The sequence below is a fragment of the Pseudomonas sp. CFBP 8770 genome, from assembly GCF_014841705.1.
Classification (GTDB): Bacteria; Pseudomonadota; Gammaproteobacteria; order Pseudomonadales; family Pseudomonadaceae; genus Aquipseudomonas.
In genome coordinates this window covers 201,198-219,262 of record NZ_JACYUL010000006.1, presented here as the reverse complement: position 1 = coordinate 219,262, position 18,065 = coordinate 201,198, and the positions used below count along the sequence as shown (strand labels likewise).

Annotated in this window: 17 protein-coding genes; 10 read left to right on the top strand and 7 right to left on the bottom strand. The window is 63.9% G+C overall.

The features are described from left to right. Positions 1-26: 26 nt before the first annotated feature. Positions 27-1,328: a D-amino acid dehydrogenase gene (dadA, locus tag IFT98_RS15270; protein WP_192050156.1), complete on the bottom strand. Its 1,302-nt coding sequence runs from the start codon at positions 1,326-1,328 to the stop codon at positions 27-29. A 156-nt stretch (positions 1,329-1,484) separates the two neighbouring features. Here dadA and IFT98_RS15265 point away from each other — a divergent pair, with 156 nt between their 5' ends. Further along, positions 1,485-1,973, top strand: a complete 489-nt coding sequence (locus IFT98_RS15265; RefSeq protein WP_043192202.1) for an Lrp/AsnC ligand binding domain-containing protein — start codon at positions 1,485-1,487, stop codon at positions 1,971-1,973. Between the two features lie 12 nt (positions 1,974-1,985). On the opposite strand, the gene IFT98_RS15260 is transcribed toward IFT98_RS15265, so the two are convergent. Next, positions 1,986-2,339, bottom strand: coding sequence for a YkgJ family cysteine cluster protein (locus tag IFT98_RS15260; RefSeq protein WP_192050158.1), 354 nt, complete (start codon positions 2,337-2,339; stop codon positions 1,986-1,988). A gap of 110 nt (positions 2,340-2,449) precedes the next feature. On the opposite strand from IFT98_RS15260, the gene IFT98_RS15255 reads away from it, so the two are divergent. Continuing rightward, the gene (locus IFT98_RS15255; RefSeq protein WP_192050160.1) at positions 2,450-3,742 is read left to right on the top strand and encodes an NAD(P)/FAD-dependent oxidoreductase; all 1,293 of its coding nucleotides are present in this window, start codon (positions 2,450-2,452) and stop codon (positions 3,740-3,742) included. Positions 3,743-3,778: 36 nt separating this feature from the next. Here IFT98_RS15255 and IFT98_RS15250 read toward each other — a convergent pair whose 3' ends face one another. Next, positions 3,779-4,015, bottom strand: coding sequence for a DUF1127 domain-containing protein (locus IFT98_RS15250; RefSeq protein ID WP_192050162.1), 237 nt, complete (start codon positions 4,013-4,015; stop codon positions 3,779-3,781). Between the two features lie 165 nt (positions 4,016-4,180). Here IFT98_RS15250 and IFT98_RS15245 point away from each other — a divergent pair, with 165 nt between their 5' ends. After that, complete coding sequence (locus IFT98_RS15245) at positions 4,181-5,620, top strand: aminotransferase-like domain-containing protein (RefSeq protein ID WP_192050164.1); 1,440 nt, start codon at positions 4,181-4,183, stop codon at positions 5,618-5,620. A gap of 43 nt (positions 5,621-5,663) precedes the next feature. Further along, positions 5,664-7,226: a phospholipase D family protein gene (locus IFT98_RS15240; RefSeq protein ID WP_192050405.1), complete on the top strand. Its 1,563-nt coding sequence runs from the start codon at positions 5,664-5,666 to the stop codon at positions 7,224-7,226. Between the two features lie 24 nt (positions 7,227-7,250). On the opposite strand, the gene IFT98_RS15235 is transcribed toward IFT98_RS15240, so the two are convergent. Beyond that, positions 7,251-8,744 carry an aldehyde dehydrogenase gene (locus tag IFT98_RS15235; protein WP_192050166.1) on the bottom strand — a complete coding sequence of 498 codons (1,494 nt, stop codon included), beginning with the start codon at positions 8,742-8,744 and terminating at the stop codon, positions 7,251-7,253. Positions 8,745-8,906: 162 nt separating this feature from the next. Between IFT98_RS15235 and IFT98_RS15230 the strand changes: the two genes are divergently transcribed. Then, complete coding sequence (locus tag IFT98_RS15230; RefSeq protein ID WP_122716035.1) at positions 8,907-9,269, top strand: cupin domain-containing protein; 363 nt, start codon at positions 8,907-8,909, stop codon at positions 9,267-9,269. Between the two features lie 129 nt (positions 9,270-9,398). On the opposite strand, the gene rpmG is transcribed toward IFT98_RS15230, so the two are convergent. Next, complete coding sequence (gene rpmG / locus IFT98_RS15225; protein ID WP_022960960.1) at positions 9,399-9,554, bottom strand: 50S ribosomal protein L33; 156 nt, start codon at positions 9,552-9,554, stop codon at positions 9,399-9,401. Between the two features lie 12 nt (positions 9,555-9,566). Continuing rightward, entirely contained in the window at positions 9,567-9,803 is a 237-nt protein-coding gene (rpmB, locus tag IFT98_RS15220; RefSeq protein ID WP_122479958.1) for a 50S ribosomal protein L28, read from the bottom strand. Positions 9,804-10,175: 372 nt separating this feature from the next. On the opposite strand from rpmB, the gene IFT98_RS15215 reads away from it, so the two are divergent. After that, positions 10,176-11,765, top strand: coding sequence for an ABC transporter substrate-binding protein (locus IFT98_RS15215; RefSeq protein ID WP_192050168.1), 1,590 nt, complete (start codon positions 10,176-10,178; stop codon positions 11,763-11,765). A gap of 16 nt (positions 11,766-11,781) precedes the next feature. Here IFT98_RS15215 and radC read toward each other — a convergent pair whose 3' ends face one another. Next, entirely contained in the window at positions 11,782-12,456 is a 675-nt protein-coding gene (gene radC / locus IFT98_RS15210; RefSeq protein WP_192050170.1) for a RadC family protein, read from the bottom strand. Between the two features lie 134 nt (positions 12,457-12,590). On the opposite strand from radC, the gene coaBC reads away from it, so the two are divergent. The 4 genes from coaBC to argB all read left to right on the top strand — a co-directional run bounded on the left by coaBC (position 12,591) and on the right by argB (position 17,776). Next, complete coding sequence (gene coaBC, locus IFT98_RS15205; RefSeq protein WP_192050172.1) at positions 12,591-13,799, top strand: bifunctional phosphopantothenoylcysteine decarboxylase/phosphopantothenate--cysteine ligase CoaBC; 1,209 nt, start codon at positions 12,591-12,593, stop codon at positions 13,797-13,799. An 8-nt stretch (positions 13,800-13,807) separates the two neighbouring features. Then, the gene (gene dut, locus IFT98_RS15200; RefSeq protein WP_192050174.1) at positions 13,808-14,263 is read left to right on the top strand and encodes a dUTP diphosphatase; all 456 of its coding nucleotides are present in this window, start codon (positions 13,808-13,810) and stop codon (positions 14,261-14,263) included. Positions 14,264-15,421: 1,158 nt separating this feature from the next. Continuing rightward, positions 15,422-16,846: a phosphomannomutase/phosphoglucomutase gene (locus tag IFT98_RS21005; protein WP_244650999.1), complete on the top strand. Its 1,425-nt coding sequence runs from the start codon at positions 15,422-15,424 to the stop codon at positions 16,844-16,846. 24 nt (positions 16,847-16,870) lie between these two features. Then, on the top strand, positions 16,871-17,776 hold the full coding sequence (argB, locus tag IFT98_RS15190) for an acetylglutamate kinase (RefSeq protein WP_043192190.1): 906 nt from the start codon (positions 16,871-16,873) through the stop codon (positions 17,774-17,776). The last annotated feature ends 289 nt before the right edge of the window (positions 17,777-18,065 follow it).

Sequence of the window (18,065 nt, the reverse complement as noted above, 5' to 3'; positions counted from 1 at the left end):
AACCGGGCGAGGAGCATGGGTGAAATTTACGAGTGTGCCGGCACTGACTGGCCTCGGCGAACGGTGTCGTGCAGCTGTCCGTAGCGCGATATGTCGAGACCGGCAGCGCTGATCTGCGGCGTTTTACGCGCGATCAGGTCGGCAAGCAAGCGCCCCGAGCCGCACGCCATGGTCCAGCCCAGGGTGCCGTGACCGGTGTTGAGAAACAGGTTCTTGAACGGTGTGGCACCGACGATCGGCGTACCGTCGGGGGTGGTTGGCCGCAGCCCGGTCCAGAAACCGGCCTGGGCCAGATCGCCGCCCCCCGGATACAGGTCATTGACGATCATTTCCAGGGTCTCGCGGCGACGCGGGTTCAGGCTCAGGTCGAAGCCGGCGATTTCGGCCATCCCGCCCACGCGGATACGGTTGTCGAAACGGGTGATCGCGACCTTGTAGCTCTCGTCGAGAATGGTCGAGGTCGGCGCCATCGCCGGGTTGGTGATCGGCACGGTCAGCGAGTAGCCCTTGAGCGGGTAGACCGGTGCCTTGATGCCCAGTGGCTTGAGCAATTGCGGCGAATAGCTGCCCAGCGCCAGCACGTAGCGGTCGGCGGTTTCCAGCTTGCCGTCGATCCAGACACCGTTGATGCGGTCGCCGGCGAAATCCAGGCGCTCGATGGCCTGGCCGAAGCGGAACTGCACACCCAGATCCTTGGCCATCTGCGCCAGGCGGGTGGTGAACATTTGGCAATCGCCAGTCTGGTCGTTGGGCAGGCGCAGGGCGCCAGCCAGAATGCCGGTCACTGATGCCAGCGCCGGCTCGACGCGCGCAATGCCCTCGCGGTCGAGCAATTCGTAGGGCACGCCGGACTGTTCCAGCACGGCGATGTCCTTGGCCGCGTTGTCCAGTTGCGCCTGGGTACGGAACAGCTGAGTGGTGCCCAGGGTCCGGCCTTCGTAGGCGATGCCGGTTTCCGCGCGCAGCTCGTCGAGGCAGTCGCGGCTGTACTCGGACAGGCGCACCATGCGCTCCTTGTTCACTGCATAGCGGCTGGCGGTGCAATTGCGCAGCATCTGCGCCATCCACAAATACTGGTCGACATCGCCGGTCAGCTTGATGGCCAGCGGTGAATGGCGTTCCAGCAGCCATTTGATCGCCTTGAGCGGCACACCCGGCGCCGCCCAGGGCGAGGCATAGCCCGGCGATACCTGCCCGGCATTGGCGAAGCTGGTTTCCATGGCGACGGCCGGCTGGCGATCGACCACGGTCACATCCATGCCCTGCCGAGCCAGATAATAGGCACTGACGGTGCCGATCACACCACTACCGAGTACCAGAACGCGCATGTGTGTCGCCCTCATCGCGGAAATCCGCTGACGTAAGATGTTAGGTCCGAAGATGTGGGCAGTATAAAAAGGTCCAGCCAGTGCTTTTCACTGTATGCAAGGCTATATTTGGCGACAATTCTCGGCCATCAGCGCTTTAACGGAGGGGCATCGCCTGTGCGTACCCAGCACCAGAGCAAACGCGAACTCGACAAGATCGACCGCAACATCCTGCGCATCCTGCAGGCCGACGGGCGCATGTCGTTCACCGAACTGGGCGAGAAGGTCGGTCTGTCGACCACCCCCTGCACCGAACGAGTCCGCCGCCTGGAGCGCGAAGGCATCATCATGGGCTATTACGCCCGGCTCAATCCGCAGCATCTGCGCGGCAGCCTGCTGGTGTTCGTCGAGATCAGCCTGGACTACAAGTCGGGCGACACCTTCGAAGAGTTTCGCCGCGCCGTGCTCAAGCTGCCCCATGTGCTGGAATGCCATCTGGTGTCGGGGGACTTCGACTACCTGGTCAAGGCACGGATCTCGGAGATGGCGTCCTACCGCAAGCTGCTGGGCGATATCCTGCTGAAACTGCCCCACGTGCGCGAATCCAAGAGCTACATCGTCATGGAAGAAGTGAAGGAGAGCCTGAACCTGCCGGTGCCGGACTGATCCACAGACGCTTCAGACCAGTACCTGACGCGTACTGGCGATCAGTTTATGCACCTGATGCTCCACGGCCGGATCGATCAGCTCTGTCGGACGCCGCCCATTGGGGCACGGCAATGTCGGCGTGGTGCCGAACAGCCGGCAGATCAGCGGGCGCTCCTCGTACACCGTGCATCCCTGCGGCCCCAGATGCACACAGTCGAGGCGGGCCATCGCGGCTTCCTGCTCGGCGGCCGTCTTGCGCGGCAGCCGGGCCATTTCCCCGGACGATGTGGTCACCGGACCGCAGCAGTCATGGCAACCCGGCACGCATTCGAACGAGGGAATCTGCTCGCGAAGAAAGCGGAGCTTGTGGCTGTTGCAACTCATGACGGATCACCTGGTGGGCAAGGCGCCATTGTGCCGCGCGGTTGCCGCCATGGGAAACCCCGGCTTATGCTGCTTCAGATTTTCCACACACTGCCATCAGGACCCTACCCATGAATGCTCACGCCGAGCACGCCGCCTCGTACTACGCCGCCAGCCTGCACCGGCAGCCGGTATACCCGCCCCTGCTGGGTGAGGTCAGCGTCGACGTCTGCGTGGTGGGCGGCGGTTTCTCCGGGCTCAACACCGCGATCGAGCTGGCTCAGCGCGGGCTCAGCGTCGCGCTGCTCGAAGCTCACCAGGTCGGCTGGGGCGCCAGTGGGCGCAACGGCGGGCAATTGATTCGTGGTGTCGGCCACGGCCTGGAGCAGTTCCGCAAGGTCATCGGCGACGACGGGGTGCGCGACCTGACCCTGATGGGGCTGGAAGCGGTGGAAATCGTGCGCCGGCGCATCGACCAGCATCGTATCGAGTGCGACATGACCTGGGGTTACTGTGACCTGGCCAACAAACCAGCCCAGTTGCAGGGCTTCATGGAAGAAGCCGAAGCGTTGCGCAGCCTCGGCTACGCCCACGAGTTGCAGATCGTCGAAGCGCAGGACATGCGCAGCGTGGTCGGTTCGGATCGCTACCACGGCGGCCTGGTCGACATGGGCTCCGGCCACCTGCATCCGCTGAACCTGGCCTTGGGCGAAGCCGAGGTGGCGCGGCAGCTGGGTGTGCAGCTTTTCGAGCACTCGCGGGTGACACGCATCGAGTATGGCCCGCAGGTGCGCGTGCACAGCGCTCAAGGCCAGGTACGCGCCCGCTACCTGGTGCTGGGCTGCAATGCCTACCTGAACGATCTCAACCCACAGCTGAGCGGCAAGGTGCTGCCTGCAGGCAGCTATATCATTGCCACCGAGCCGCTGGATGCCGAGCAGGCGCGGCAGTTGCTGCCGCGCAACACGGCGGTGTGCGACCAGCGAGTGACGGTCGACTACTACCGATTGTCTGCCGATCGGCGCTTGCTGTTCGGCGGTGCCTGTCACTATTCGGGGCGTGACCCGAAGGATATCGCCCAGTACATGCGGCCGAAGATGCTCGAGGTGTTCCCGCAACTGGCGGATGTGCGCATCGACTATCAGTGGGGCGGCATGATCGGCATCGGTGCCAACCGTCTGCCGCAGATCGGCCGGCTCAAGGATCAGCCCAACGTGTTCTACGCCCAGGCCTATTCCGGGCACGGCCTGAACGTTACCCACCTGGCCGGCAAGCTGCTGGGCGAGGCCATCAGCGGCCAGGCCAGCCGTGGCTTCGATCTGTTCGCCAAGGTGCCGCACATGACCTTTCCCGGCGGTCGTCACCTGCGCTCGCCGCTGCTGGCGCTGGGCATGCTCTGGCACCGGTTCAAGGAACTGGGCTAGCGCTGCGAACGCTGCAGCCGCCAGGAACTCGCACGACTACAGGCGCCAGAACGGCTTCAAGCCTTCGCTACGCGCCTGCTGCGCATCCAGGCCGATATCGCGCAACTGGTCCTTGTCCAGTTCCAGCAAGGCTGGCCGCGTGCGCAGGTGATGCAGCATCAGCGCCCAACGCCCCAGGTCTGCCGGTGCGCGCTGGGCGCAGAGGCGCAGCCTTGGCTCTTCCAGCAATTCTTCGGTGCGCAGCAGCAGACGTACATCGGTCAAGCCGTTCATGGCCGTTCTCCTTGAAGTGTTTGGACAGCAAGGCCATGGTGCCGCAGCCGAGAGCACCTCATACAGATTCAAAAAGCGCTTATGTTTTCCATACAGACAGCTGACCCACCGGTCTGAATGCTGTATTTTAAGCGTATCTGTATGGTTATCCGCTCGAGCGACGCTATGACTCTGTACATGAACCTCGCCCAGCTGCTCAGTCAGCGCATCGAACAAGGCCTCTACCGCCCTGGTGATCGGCTGCCCTCGGTGCGCGCCCTGAGCATCGAGCACGGCGTCAGCCTGAGCACCGTTCAGCAAGCCTATCGCCAGCTCGAAGACCATGGCTTGGCGGCACCGCGGCCCAAATCCGGCTATTTCGTGCCCACCGCCCGTGAGCTGCCGGCGCTGCCAGCGGTAGGCCGGCCCATGCAGCGTCCGGTGGAAATCTCGCAGTGGGACCAGGTGGTCGAACTGATGCGCGCCGCGCCGCGTGATGACGTGGTGCAACTGGGCCGTGGCATGCCCGATGTCAGCAGCCCGACCCTACGGCCCCTGCTGCGCGAGCTGGCCCGTCTGAGTCGACACCAGGCCATGCCGGGCCTGTACTACGATTCGCTGTATGGCACTCAGGCCCTGCGCGAGCAGATCGCCCGGTTGCTGGTGGATGCCGGCTGCCAGTTGGGCATCGGTGAACTGGTGGTCACCACCGGCTGCCACGAGGCGCTGTCGGCCAGCGTGCGTGCCATCTGCGAACCCGGCGATATCGTCGCCGTGGACTCGCCGAGCTTCTTCGGTGCCATGCAGACGCTCAAGGGCCTGGGCATGAAGGCCTTGGAAATCCCCACCGACCCGCTGACCGGTATCAGCCTGCAGGCACTTGAGCTGGCATTGGAGCAGTGGCCGATCAAGGCCATACAGCTGACGCCCAACTGCAACAACCCGCTGGGCTACGTCATGCCCGAAGCCCGCAAGCGCGCGCTACTGACCCTTGCCCAGCGCTTCGACGTGGCGATCATCGAGGACGATGTGTATGGCGACCTGGCCTTCAGCTACCCACGTCCGCGCACGATCAAGTCGTTCGACGAAGACGGCCGGGTGCTGCTGTGCAGTTCGTTCTCCAAGACCCTAGCGCCCGGCCTGCGGATCGGTTTCGTCGCCCCGGGCCGCTACCTGGAACGGGTGCTGCACATGAAGTACATCGGCACCGGGTCGACAGCGACACAACCGCAGCTGGCCATTGCCGAGTTCATCAAGGGTGGCCATTACGAACCGCATCTGCGGCGCATGCGCACCCAGTACCAGCGCAGCCGCGACCTGATGATCGACTGGGTCACTCGTTACTTTCCCGCCGGCACCCGCTGCAGCCGCCCGCAAGGCGGGTTCATGCTGTGGGTCGAATTGCCCGACGGCTTCGATACCCTCAAGCTCAACCGCCTGCTGCTCGACCAGGGCGTGCAGATCGCCGTGGGCAGCATTTTCTCGGCGTCGGGCAAGTACCGTAACTGCCTGCGCATGAACTTCGCCAGCAAGCCCACGCCGCAGATAGAGGCCGCGGTGCGCGCGGTGGGCAGCTGCGCACGGCAACTGCTGATGGAAAATCCGCACCCCGATGCCGACCTTTGACGGCCTGCCAGGGTCGAACTGCACGCCTCCCCCTCTGCCAAGGATGATCGCTTTGCCCTGCCCCAGGCTGTTACCGCTGCTGTTGACCTTGATCCTGGCCCTGCAAGGCTGCGCCAGCGTGAACGCGCCGCGGGACTACAGCGAGATGTTACCGGCCGAACAATCGGCCTTCGGCAGGTCGGTGCAGGCTCAGGTACAGGCCCACCACGGACAATCGGGGTTCCGCTTGTTGTCGAGCAGCGATGAGGCGTTTCGCGCACGCGCCGAATTGATCCGCAACGCCCAGGGCAGCCTCGACCTGCAGTACTACATCGTCCACGACGGTTTCAGTACCCGGGCGCTGGTCGACGAGCTGCTCAAGGCCGCGGACCGCGGCGTGCGCGTGCGCATCCTGCTGGACGACACCACCAGCGATGGCCTGGACAAGACCATCGCCACCCTGGCCGCGCACCACAACATCCAGATCCGCCTGTTCAACCCGACGCATCTGGGCCGATCCACCGGCGCCACGCGTGCAGTGGGCCGCCTTCTGCAACTGTCCCGGCAACACCGGCGCATGCACAACAAACTGTGGCTGGCCGACAACAGCGTGGCCATCGTCGGCGGGCGCAACCTGGGCGACGAATACTTCGACGCCGAGCCGGACATGAATTTCACCGACATCGACCTGCTCGGCTTTGGGCCGGTGGCCCAGCAACTGGGCTACAGCTTCGATCAGTACTGGAACAGTGCGCTGAGCCAGCCGATCGCCAACTTTCTGTTCACCGTTCCCACGGCCAGGCACCTGGCGTCCACGCGCGTGCGCCTGGAGCAGTCGCTGCGCGAATCCAGACGCCAGCACCATGTTCTCTACGAACGCCTGATGACCTACCAGAGCGCGCCACAGATGGACATCTGGCGGCAACAACTGATCTGGGCCTGGGGCCAGGCGCTGTGGGATGCACCGACCAAGGTGCTGGCCCGGGGCGAGCCTGACCCGCACCTGCTGCTGACCACCCAGCTCGCGCCGGAGCTGACCCGGGTCAAGCATGAACTGATGTTGATCTCTGCCTATTTCGTACCGGGCGGGGCTGGCCGCGACTACCTCACCGGGCGCGCCGACGCCGGGGTCGACGTCAGCCTGCTGACCAATTCACTGGAAGCCACCGATGTGCCCGCAGTGCACGGCGGGTACGTGCCCTACCGCAAGGCGCTGCTCGAACATGGCGTGAAGCTGTTCGAACTGCGTCGCCAGCCAGGCGACGATGGCGACGTGTCCCTGAGTTTCACCGGCAGTTCCGATTCCAGCCTGCACAGCAAGGCGATGATCTTCGATGCGCGCAAATCCTTCATCGGCTCGTTCAATTTCGATCCGCGTTCGGTGTTGTGGAATACCGAGGTCGGGGTGCTCGTCGACAGCCCGGAACTGGCAGCGCAGATGCGCCACCTGGCCCATGAGGGCATGTCGCCTGCGCGCAGCTATCAGGTGCGCCTGGAAAATGGCCAGGTGGTATGGGATACCGAGGACCACCAGCAGATGCATACCCTCTACCGCGAACCGGGTGACTGGTGGCGGAGGCTGAACGCATGGTTCAGCGAGGCGGTGGGGCTGGAGAAGATGCTTTGATTCCCCAGCCCCCCTGTCGATGGATCAGAGCTTGATCCAGGTGGCCTTCAGTTCGGTGTATTTGTCGAACGCGTGCAGCGACTTGTCACGGCCGTTGCCCGACTGCTTGAAGCCACCGAACGGCGCGGTCATGTCGCCACCATCGTACTGATTGACCCACACGCTGCCGGCACGCAACGCCTTGGCCGTCAGGTGCGCCTTGGAGATGTCCGCCGTCCATACTGCGGCGGCCAGGCCGTAGGCGCTGTCGTTGGCGATGCGCACGGCCTCCTCGGCGGTGTCGAAGGTGAGCACCGACAATACCGGCCCGAAAATCTCTTCCTGCGCGATCTTCATGGCATTGGTCACGCCATCGAAAATGGTCGGTTCGACGTAGGTGCCGCCGGTTTCCTCGAGGATGCGCTTGCCGCCCACCAGCAAGGTCGCGCCGCCCTCCTGACCTGCCGCGATGTACGACAGCACGGTGTTCATCTGCTGGGTATCCACCAGCGCACCGACGTTGGTCGCCGGGTCCAGCGGATTACCGGGTTTCCACCCCTTGAGCGCCTCGACCACCATCGGCAGGAAGCGCTCCTTGACCGAGCGCTCCACCAACAGGCGCGAACCGGCCGTGCAGACTTCGCCCTGATTGAAGGCAATGGCACTGGCCGCCGAATCGGCCGCGGCCTGCAGGTCGGGCGCATCGGCGAACACGATGTTGGGGCTCTTGCCACCCGCTTCCAGCCAGACGCGCTTCATGTTCGACTCGCCAGCGTAGATCATCAATTGCTTGGCGATCTTGGTGGAACCGGTAAAGACGACGGTGTCCACGTCCATATGCAGGGCCAGCGCCTTGCCCACCGTGTGGCCGTGGCCCGGGAGCACGTTGAGCACACCTTTGGGAATGCCCGCCTCGATCGCAAGCTGGGCGATACGAATGGCCGTCAGCGGAGATTTTTCCGAAGGCTTGAGAATCACCGAGTTGCCCGTGGCCAGGGCCGGCCCCAGCTTCCAGCAGGCCATCATCAGCGGGAAGTTCCACGGCACCACGGCGGCGACCACGCCCACGGCTTCGCGGGTGACCAGGCCGAGCTGATCGTGCGGGGTCGGGGCGACTTCGTCGTAGACCTTGTCGATGGCTTCGCCGCTCCAGGCCAGGGCATTGGCCGAGCCGGGCACGTCGATGTTCAGCGAATCGCTGATCGGCTTGCCCATGTCCAATGTTTCCAGAAGCGCGAGCTCTTCGGCATTTTCCCGCAGCAGGCTGGCGAAACGAATCAGGGTAGCCTTGCGCTTGGCCGGTGCCGCCTTGGCCCAGACGCCGGAGTCGAACGTGGCGCGGGCATTCTCGACCGCTCGCTGGGCATCGGCAGCGTCGCAGCTGGCCACCTGGGCCAACAGCCGGCCATCGACGGGGCTTACGCATTCGAAGGTCTGGCCCGACACGGCGTCGGTGTATTCGCCGTCGATGAACGCGCGCCCTTCGATCTTCAGCTGCTGGGCACGTTGTTCCCAGTCAGCGCGAGTCAGAGTGGTCATACGGATCTCCTGTGATTGAATGCAAAGCCCGGCCGTGCAAGGCTGGGCAGGTGACATCGAACCACCCTAAACCACCGGTGTGACGCTTTTCAATATATTTGACACCTGGCGCACACAGGCCCACGGATGTGCGTTTTATCCAACAAGCGAGGGGTTTCCTGCATGAACATCACCAGCATCGTCGATTTTGCTCAACACAGCGTCACCCCGGAACGCTACCGGCCTGCGCCCGAGAAGATCCTTGGCGGCGACCCCGAACAGACACTGTTCAACCACTACCAGAGCCCGTGCGGGCAGATGAACGCGGGGGTATGGGAAGGCCAGGTGGGGCAATGGACGGTCAACTATACCGAGCATGAATACTGCGAAATCGTGCAGGGTGTTTCCGTGTTGCGCGACAGCCAGGGCAACGGCAAGACGTTGCGCGCCGGCGACCGCTTCGTGATCCCCGCCGGTTTCACTGGCACCTGGGAAGTACTGGAGGCCTGCCGCAAGATCTACGTGGTGTTCGAATCCAAGGGTTGAGGCTGCTCTTCACACCCCCCCTGTGGGAGCGGGTTCTACCCGCGAAAGCATCCCCGCGGTGCCAGAATTCACACCAAAAAAAAGGCCCGCATCTTTCGATACGGGCCTTTTTCTGGTCGCCAAAATCAATTACTTGATTTTGCCTTCCTTGTACATCACGTGCTTGCGAACAACCGGATCAAATTTCTTGATCTCGATCTTGTCCGGGGTAGTACGCTTGTTCTTGTCGGTAGTGTAGAAGTGACCAGTACCGGCGCTCGAGATCAAACGAATCAATTCACGCATGATAAAGCTCCCTTAAACCTTGCCGCCATCGCGACGGATTTCGGCCAGCACGACAGTGATGCCACGCTTGTCGATGATACGCATGCCCTTGGCGGATACGCGCAGACGCACAAAACGTTTCTCTTCTTCAACCCAGAAGCGGTGATGCTGCAGGTTCGGCAGGAAACGACGACGGGTTTTGTTGTTTGCGTGGGAAATGTTATTCCCAGTCACCGGACCCTTACCGGTAACTTGACAGACTCTCGACATGCCTCAGCCCTCTAAAACCACATGCCCAACCCGGCATGGGTTGGCCGCTTATCTTTCAGTCATTTGGCGCACGGCGCCGCGTTTCTTCAGGGTCTTACCCACCTCACCGTAAAGGCAGAGGAACAGGGCCCTAGAAAAGAGCGCTGCTTTATACCAGAAAGCCTTCGGTGCAACAACTGCAGATGCACAATCAATGTGCCGCGCAACACAGTTGCTGGCCCATGCGCAGCAGTGGCGGGCGCGCTGCGGCACGACCACTCGTCGCGCAAAAAAACGATTTAGGGATAGTCAACGCTGCCGGACATCTCTAGGGTAGGACTTTTCTCCAGACTGCATAGGCAGATGGGCCCTCGACACGCCAAGGAACACACCATGCGTCTTGCGACTTTGCCGTTCTTGCTTGCTCCCCTGTTTGCCTCTGCGCTGGTTCATGCCGCGCCGCTGACAGTCTGTACCGAGGCCAGCCCCGAAGGCTTCGACGTGGTCCAGTACAATTCCCTGACCACCACCAACGCGTCAGCCGACGTGCTGATGAACCGCTTGGTGGAGTTCGATGCCAAAGCCGGCAAGGTCGTTCCCAGCCTGGCGGACAGCTGGGCCGTATCGGCCGACGGCCTGACCTACACGTTCAAGCTGCACCCCGGCGTCAAGTTCCACGGCACCTCGTATTTCAAGCCCGACCGCGAGCTGAATGCGCAGGACGTGCTGTTCAGCTTCCAGCGCATGCTCGACCCGGCCAACCCCTGGCACAAGGTCGCGCAGAGTGGCTTTCCGCACGCCCAGTCGATGCAGCTGCCGAGTCTGATCAAGAAGATCGAGGCGCCTGATCCGCTGACCGTCCGGTTCACCCTGGATCATCCCGATGCGACGTTCCTGGCGACCTTGAGCATGGGTTTCGCCTCGATCTATTCGGCGCAATACGCCGAGCAACTGATGCAGGCCGGCACTCCGGAAAAACTCAACAGCCAGCCGATCGGCAGCGGTCCGTTCATCTTCGTGCGCTTCGAGAAGGACGCCGTGGTGCGCTACAAGGCCAACCCGGATTACTTCGCCGGCAAACCTGCTGTCGACCCACTGCTTTTTGCCATCACGCCGGACGCCAACGTGCGCCTGCAGAAGCTGCGGCGCAACGAGTGCCAACTGACCCTGTCGCCCAAGCCTCTGGACATCGCCGCAGCCGCCGACGACAAGAGCCTTCAGGTGATCAAGACCGAAGCCTTCATGACCGCGTTCCTGGCCATCAACAGCCAGCACCCGCCGCTGGACAAGCCTGAAGTGCGCCAGGCGATCAACCTGGCGTTCGACAAGGACAGCTACCTCAAGGCCGTGTTCGAAGGCACCGCCGAGGCGGCCACTGGGCCCTACCCGCCCAATACCTGGAGCTATGCGCGGGACCTGCCGGGTTACCAGCAGGACACCGCCAAGGCGCGCGAATTGCTGGCCAAGGCCGGCTTGAAGGACGGCTTCAACACCACCATCTGGACCCGCCCATCGGGCAGCCTGCTCAACCCCAACCCCAGCCTGGGGGCGCAGCTGCTGCAGGCGGACCTGGCCAAGGTCGGCATCAAGGCCGAGATCCGCGTGATCGAATGGGGCGAGCTGATCCGCCGTGCCAAGGCCGGTGAGCATGACCTGTTGTTCATGGGCTGGGCTGGCGACAACGGTGATCCGGACAACTTCCTGACGCCGCAGTTTTCCTGCGCGGCGGTACAGTCCGGGACAAACTTCGCGCGCTATTGCGACAAGACCCTGGACAAGCTGATCAGTGACGGCAAGGCCGTCACCGACCAGGCCCAGCGCAGCAAGCTGTATCACCAGGCCCAGGCGCAGATCCAGCAGCAGGCGCTGTGGCTGCCACTGGCGCACCCGACGGCGGCCGTGCTGGCCCGCAAGGGCGTCGAGGGGTACGCCGTCAGCCCGTTCGGCCGGCAGGACTTTTCCAAGGTGTCTGTAGGTAAATAGGACGCGGCGAGGCTGCTTACATCCAGCCATGCTCGACCATCGACAGCGGCTCTCCCTCGCCGATGATGATGTGGTCGAGCACCCGGACATCCACCAACGCCAGTGACTCCTTGAGGCGCAGAGTCAGGGCGCGGTCAGCCTGGCTCGGGGTCGGGTTTCCGGAAGGGTGATTGTGCGTCAGGATCAGCGCCGCAGCGTTCATGGCTATGGCTCGCTTGACCACTTCGCGCGGATACACCGCCGCGCTGTCGATCGTGCCGCGAAACAGCACCTCGAAACCCAACGGCTGGTGCTTGGTGTCCAGGAACAGGCAACCGAACACTTCCTGGCGCTCATGGCGCAGCTTGGCCTTGAGGTAGCGGCGCACCGACTCGGGATCTTCCATGGCCGGTCCGCGGTTCAGGCGTTCGGCCATGTAGCGGCGGTTCATCTCGATGGAGGCCTGCAGCTGGGCGTATTTGGCAGGCCCCATGCCGAAGTGCTGGCTGAAGGTTTTCTGGTCGGCCTCGAGCAGGGCACGCAGGCCGCCGAAGCGGATCAGCAGGTTGCGCGCGACGTCCACGGCGCTGTGCCCGGCCACGCCGGTGCGCAGGAATATCGCCAGCAGCTCGCCATCGGAAAGACTGCCCGGACCATGCGCCAGCAGGCGCTCACGTGGCCGCTCGGCCTCGGGCCAATCGCGAATACTCATCCCCACTCCCTGTCTATGTGCCTCACTGCTCCATAGCGAGCGCTGTGCTATCTTAGCGCAACTTTTTGCACGGCGACCCGGCCCCGGGAGGCGGTTTCACCGTGGTGTTATTACCAGATGATAAAGGCAGGCCTATGCAGCGGCTGTATCGAAAACGCATCATTCTGGGCGTCGGCGGCGGCATTGCCGCCTACAAGAGCGCCGAGCTGGTACGTAGGCTTCTGGAGCAGGGCGCCGAAGTGCGCGTGGTAATGACCAAGGGTGGCAGCGAGTTCATCACGCCGCTGACGTTGCAGGCGCTTTCCGGCCACCCGGTGCATATGGACCTGCTCGACCCGGCGGCCGAGGCCGCCATGGGTCATATCGAACTGGCCAAATGGGCCGACCTGGTGCTCATTGCCCCGGCCACTGCCGACCTGATGGCGCGCCTGGCGCAGGGCATGGCCAACGACCTGTTGACCACGCTGGTACTGGCCACCGACGCCACCGTGGCCATCGCGCCCGCCATGAACCAGGCCATGTGGCGCGATCCGGCCACTCAGGACAACCTGCACCTGCTGCGCAGCCGTGGCCTGAAAGTCTTCGGCCCGGCCGCCGGCAGCCAGGCCTGCGGCGACATCGGCCTGGGCCGCATGCTCGAAGCCACCGAGCTTGCGCTGTGCGCGGCCGAATGCTTCGAGCACCTGGCCTTGACCGGCAAGCACGTGCTGATCACCGCCGGCCCGACCCAGGAAAACATCGATCCGGTGCGCTACATCACCAACCACAGCTCCGGCAAGATGGGCTTTGCCCTGGCCGAAGCGGCCGTCGAGGCCGGCGCCCGCGTCACTTTGATCTGTGGCCCGGTGCACCTGCCCACGCCCGACCGCGTGACCCGCATCGACGTAGTCAGCGCCCGCGACATGCTCGCCGCCTGCGAAGCCGGCATGCCCTGCGACGTGTTCATCGCATCCGCCGCCGTGGCCGACTATCGCCCCGAAGTAGTGGCCGCGCAGAAGCTCAAGAAAGACCCGGCCAGCGGTGACGGCCTGTTGCTGCAGATGGTGCGCAACCCGGACATCCTGGCGACCATCGCCGGTCGCGCCGATCGCCCTTTCAGCGTCGGCTTCGCTGCCGAAACCGAACACCTGCTCGACTACGCCGCGCGCAAGCTCCAGGACAAGAACCTGGACTTGATCGTGGCCAACGACGTCGCCAACCCCAGCATTGGTTTCAACAGCGAAGAAAACGCCTGCAGCGTGATCGACCGCCAGTTGCACACCACTGCTTTCGCCCAGACCAGCAAGGGCAAGATCGCCCGCCAGCTGGTTTCCTTCATCGCCAAGCGCCTCGATCAGGTTTAACGACAACCATGCACGCCCTTCAAGCCAAGATCCTCGACCCACGCCTGGGCCGGGACTTCCCGCTGCCCCACTACGCCACGCCCGGCTCCGCCGGCCTGGACCTGCGCGCCATGCTGCAGCAGGACACCCTGCTGGCACCTGGGCAAACCCTGCTGATTCCTACCGGCCTGTCGATCTACATCGGCGATCCGGCCCTGGCGGCGCTGATCCTGCCGCGCTCGGGCCTGGGCCACAAGCACGGCATCGTGCTGGGCAATCTGGTCGGTCTGATCGACTCCGATTACCAGGGCGAGCTGATGGTTTCGTGCTGGAACCGTGGCCACACCGAGTTCACCCTGACCGTGGGCGAGCGTATCGCCCAACTGGTATTGGTGCCGGTGGTGCAAGCCCATTTCGAGCTGGTCGACAGCTTCGACGAAAGCCAGCGCGGGACCGGCGGTTTCGGTCACTCCGGCACTCAGTAAACGGCCATGCAGATCAGGCGGCCGTGGCAAAACCACGCCGTTCCACAGCGTTCAATGCGGAGATGACAGGTGAAAGGATTTCCTCGCAATGCCAAGACGGCCGAGCACGGCCAGGCTTCGAACGCACGGCCCAACGCTGGCAACCAGGCGTTGCTGCTCGCCATTGCCGGGGTGCTCGCCGCCCTGCTGCTGATCTGGTTTCTGGTGGTTGCACCGCTGGCCGGCCGCGCCTTCCAGAACGCCGAGGCGAGTGCTGCCGCGCCTTTCACTGCGGGCCTGGACGCTGCGATCGCGCGTCAGGCCGGCCAGGCCGCCGCCCTGGCTCATTCACCTGCACTCATGGCCGCACTGGTCAGCCAGGACCCTGCGGGCATCGCCCAGGCTGCCAATGCCGTGCCGTTGATCGACGGCCTGCAAGGTGTGCGCCTGAACCTGCCGGGGCAGGCCAAGGTCGACCAGCAGGGCGCTGCCCCGATCAACTTTGCCGTACTGGACATGCTCAGCCGCGCCGAACGCGGCGTCGCCACCCCGCCTGAAGCCTACAAGGTCAACGGACGCTGGTGGATCTACACCGTCGCGGCCGTCCAGCAAAGCCCGCAGTCACCCGTACTGGGCACGCTGCTGCTGGGGTTCGACATGCAGCCGCTGGTCAAGGCGCTGGCACTGCCCGACGCCGAGTTCGGCCAGTTGCGCCTGCAGCAAAGCGTTCTGGGCAGCCCTCCGCAGCTGCTGGTCGAGCAAGGCAGCAACACGTCTGCCACACGCTATCCGTACGCGACGTCGAATCCCCACTGGCGCCTGGAATTCAGCCCGGGGCCGTTGTTCCAACCGCCCTTCGCCTGGAGTTCGCTGGGCCTGATGATGCTGGCTGCGGCAATTGCCATTGGCTGCGCGGCGCTGGCAGTGCGTCTTGCCCAGCGCCAGCTGTATGCGCGCATCGAGGCCGATGCGCGGCAACTCGAACAGTTGCTCGACGAGTTGTCCGGCGGCAAGGCGGTCAAGGCGTTCGGCCTCAGCCTGGCGCCGCTCAACGGCCTGGCACAGGGCCTGGCGCGGCTGTCGCTGCGTGAAGCCAGCGTGCAACCCGCTGACAGCACTGCCGCCGCGCCGGCGCCTGCCGCGGACAATTGGACCAATCCGATCTTTCAGGACACCGACATGCTCGACCTCGACGCGGCGGACCCGGTCGCCGATCCGAGCACCCTGCCACCGACACTGCCCCACGGGATCTTTCGCGCCTATGACATCCGCGGCATCGTCGGCAGTACCCTGAATGCCGACACGGCCTACTGGGTCGGCCGCGCCGTCGGTGCGCAAAGCCTGGCCATGGGCGAGGCCAACGTCAATGCCGGCCGGGACGGGCGCCTGTCCGGGCCGGAACTGGTGCAGCCGCTGATCCAGGGTCTGGTCGACGCCGGCTGCCACGTCAGCGACGTGGGCCTGGTGCCGACACCGGCGCTGTACTATGCCAACCACGTGCTGACCGGACGTTCCGGGGTGATGCTCACCGGCAGCCACAACCCGCCCGACTACAATGGCTTCAAGGTGGTGATCGCCGGCGACACGCTGGCCAACGAACAGATCCTGGCATTGCACCAGCGCCTGCTGCACAACGACCTCAGCGAGGGCCAGGGCAGTGTCGAACAGGTGGACATCCTGCCGCGCTATGTCGCACAGATACGCGATGACATCGTGCTCACCCGCCGACTCAAAGTGGTGGTCGATTGCGGCAACGGTGCAGGCGCGGTGGTGGCCCCGGAACTGATCCAGGCCTTGGGTTGCGAGGTCATCCCATTGTTCTGCGAGGTCGACGGGCATTTTCCCAATCACCATCCCGACCCGAGCAAAGCCGCCAATCTGCAGGCGTTGATTGCCAAGGTGGACGAAAGCGGCGCCGACCTGGGCCTGGCCTTCGATGGCGACGCCGACCGTGTGGGCGTTGTGACCAACACCGGTCGCATCATTCATCCCGATCGCCTGTTGATGCTGTTCGCGCGCGATGTGCTGTCGCGCAATCCCGGTGCCGACGTGATCTACGACGTCAAGTGCACGCGTCGTCTGGGCCCGCTGATCAAGGAGCACGGCGGGCGTCCGGTGATGTGGAAGACAGGGCATTCCCTGATCAAGAAAGAGATGAAGCGCACCGGCGCGCTGGTCGCCGGGGAAATGAGCGGGCACATCTTCTTCAAGGAACGCTGGTTCGGCTTCGACGACGGCATCTACAGCGCCGCGCGACTGCTGGAAATCCTCAGCCGGGAAAACCTCAGCGCCGAAGAGGTCTTCGCTGCATTCGCCGACGATGTGTCCACGCCCGAACTGAATATTCCGGTGACCGAAGACAGCAAATTCAGCATCATCGACGCCTTGCACCAAAGCGCCCAGTGGGGCGACGCGCAGCTCACCACCATTGATGGCGTGCGCGTGGACTACCCTAAAGGCTGGGGGCTGGTCCGTGCCTCCAACACCACCCCGGTGCTGGTGACGCGCTTCGAAGCCGAAGACGCCGAGGAACTCGAACGAATCCAGGGCGTCTTCCGTACCCAGCTGTTGAAAGTCGCACCTGACCTGCACCTACCGTTCTGATCACTTGTTTCACTGGAGCCCTGCATGACCCTCGAACGTGATGCCGCCACCAACGTCGCCAAGGTATTGTCCGAAGCGCTGCCCTATATCCGCCGCTTCGTCGGCAAGACCCTGGTGATCAAGTACGGCGGCAACGCGATGGAGAGCGAAGAGCTCAAGACCGGTTTCGCCCGTGACATCGTGCTGATGAAGGCTGTCGGCATCAACCCGGTGGTGGTGCATGGCGGCGGGCCGCAAATCGGCGACCTGCTCAAGCGCCTGTCCATCGAGAGCCATTTCGTCGATGGCATGCGGGTCACAGATGCGCAGACCATGGACGTGGTGGAGATGGTGCTGGGTGGCCAGGTCAACAAGGACATCGTCAACCTGATCAACCGTCACGGCGGCAGCGCCATCGGCCTGACCGGCAAGGACGCCGAGCTGATCCGCGCGCGCAAGCTCACGGTGACTCGCCAGACGCCTGAAATGACCAAGCCGGAAATCATCGACATCGGCCACGTCGGGGAAGTCACCGGGGTCAATACCGATCTGCTGAACATGCTGGTCAACGGCGATTTCATTCCGGTGATCGCGCCCATCGGCGTCGGCCCGGATGGTGAGTCCTACAACATCAACGCCGATCTGGTGGCGGGCAAGGTGGCCGAGGCCCTCAAGGCCGAAAAGCTGATGCTGCTGACCAACATCGCCGGTTTGATGGACAAGGAAGGCAACGTGCTGACCGGCCTGACCACCGAGCAGGTCGCCGGTCTGATCGCGGACGGCACCATCTATGGCGGCATGCTGCCAAAGATCCGCTGCGCACTGGAAGCGGTCCAGGGCGGCGTGACCACCTCGCACATCATCGACGGCCGCGTCCCCAACGCCGTGTTGCTGGAAATCTTCACCGACAGCGGCGTCGGCACCCTGATCAGCAACAAGAAAATCGGTTGATCCGACAGCGGTGCGCCAGACGCACCGCAGCGATCGCCGACGCGGCTCGCGCCGCTGCTACAGAATTCCCGATCCCCTGTAGCAGCAGCACAAGCCGCGTCGGCGGTAAATGCACCCCCGTAGCAGCGGCGCAAGCCGCGTCGCCGGTAAATGCACCCTCGTAGCAGCAGCGCAAGCCGCGTCGCCGGTAAATGCACCCCCGTAGCAGCGGCGCAAGCCGCGTCGCCGGTAAATGCACCCCCGTAGCAGCGGCGCAAGCCGCGTCAGCGGTGAATGCTCCCCTTGTAGC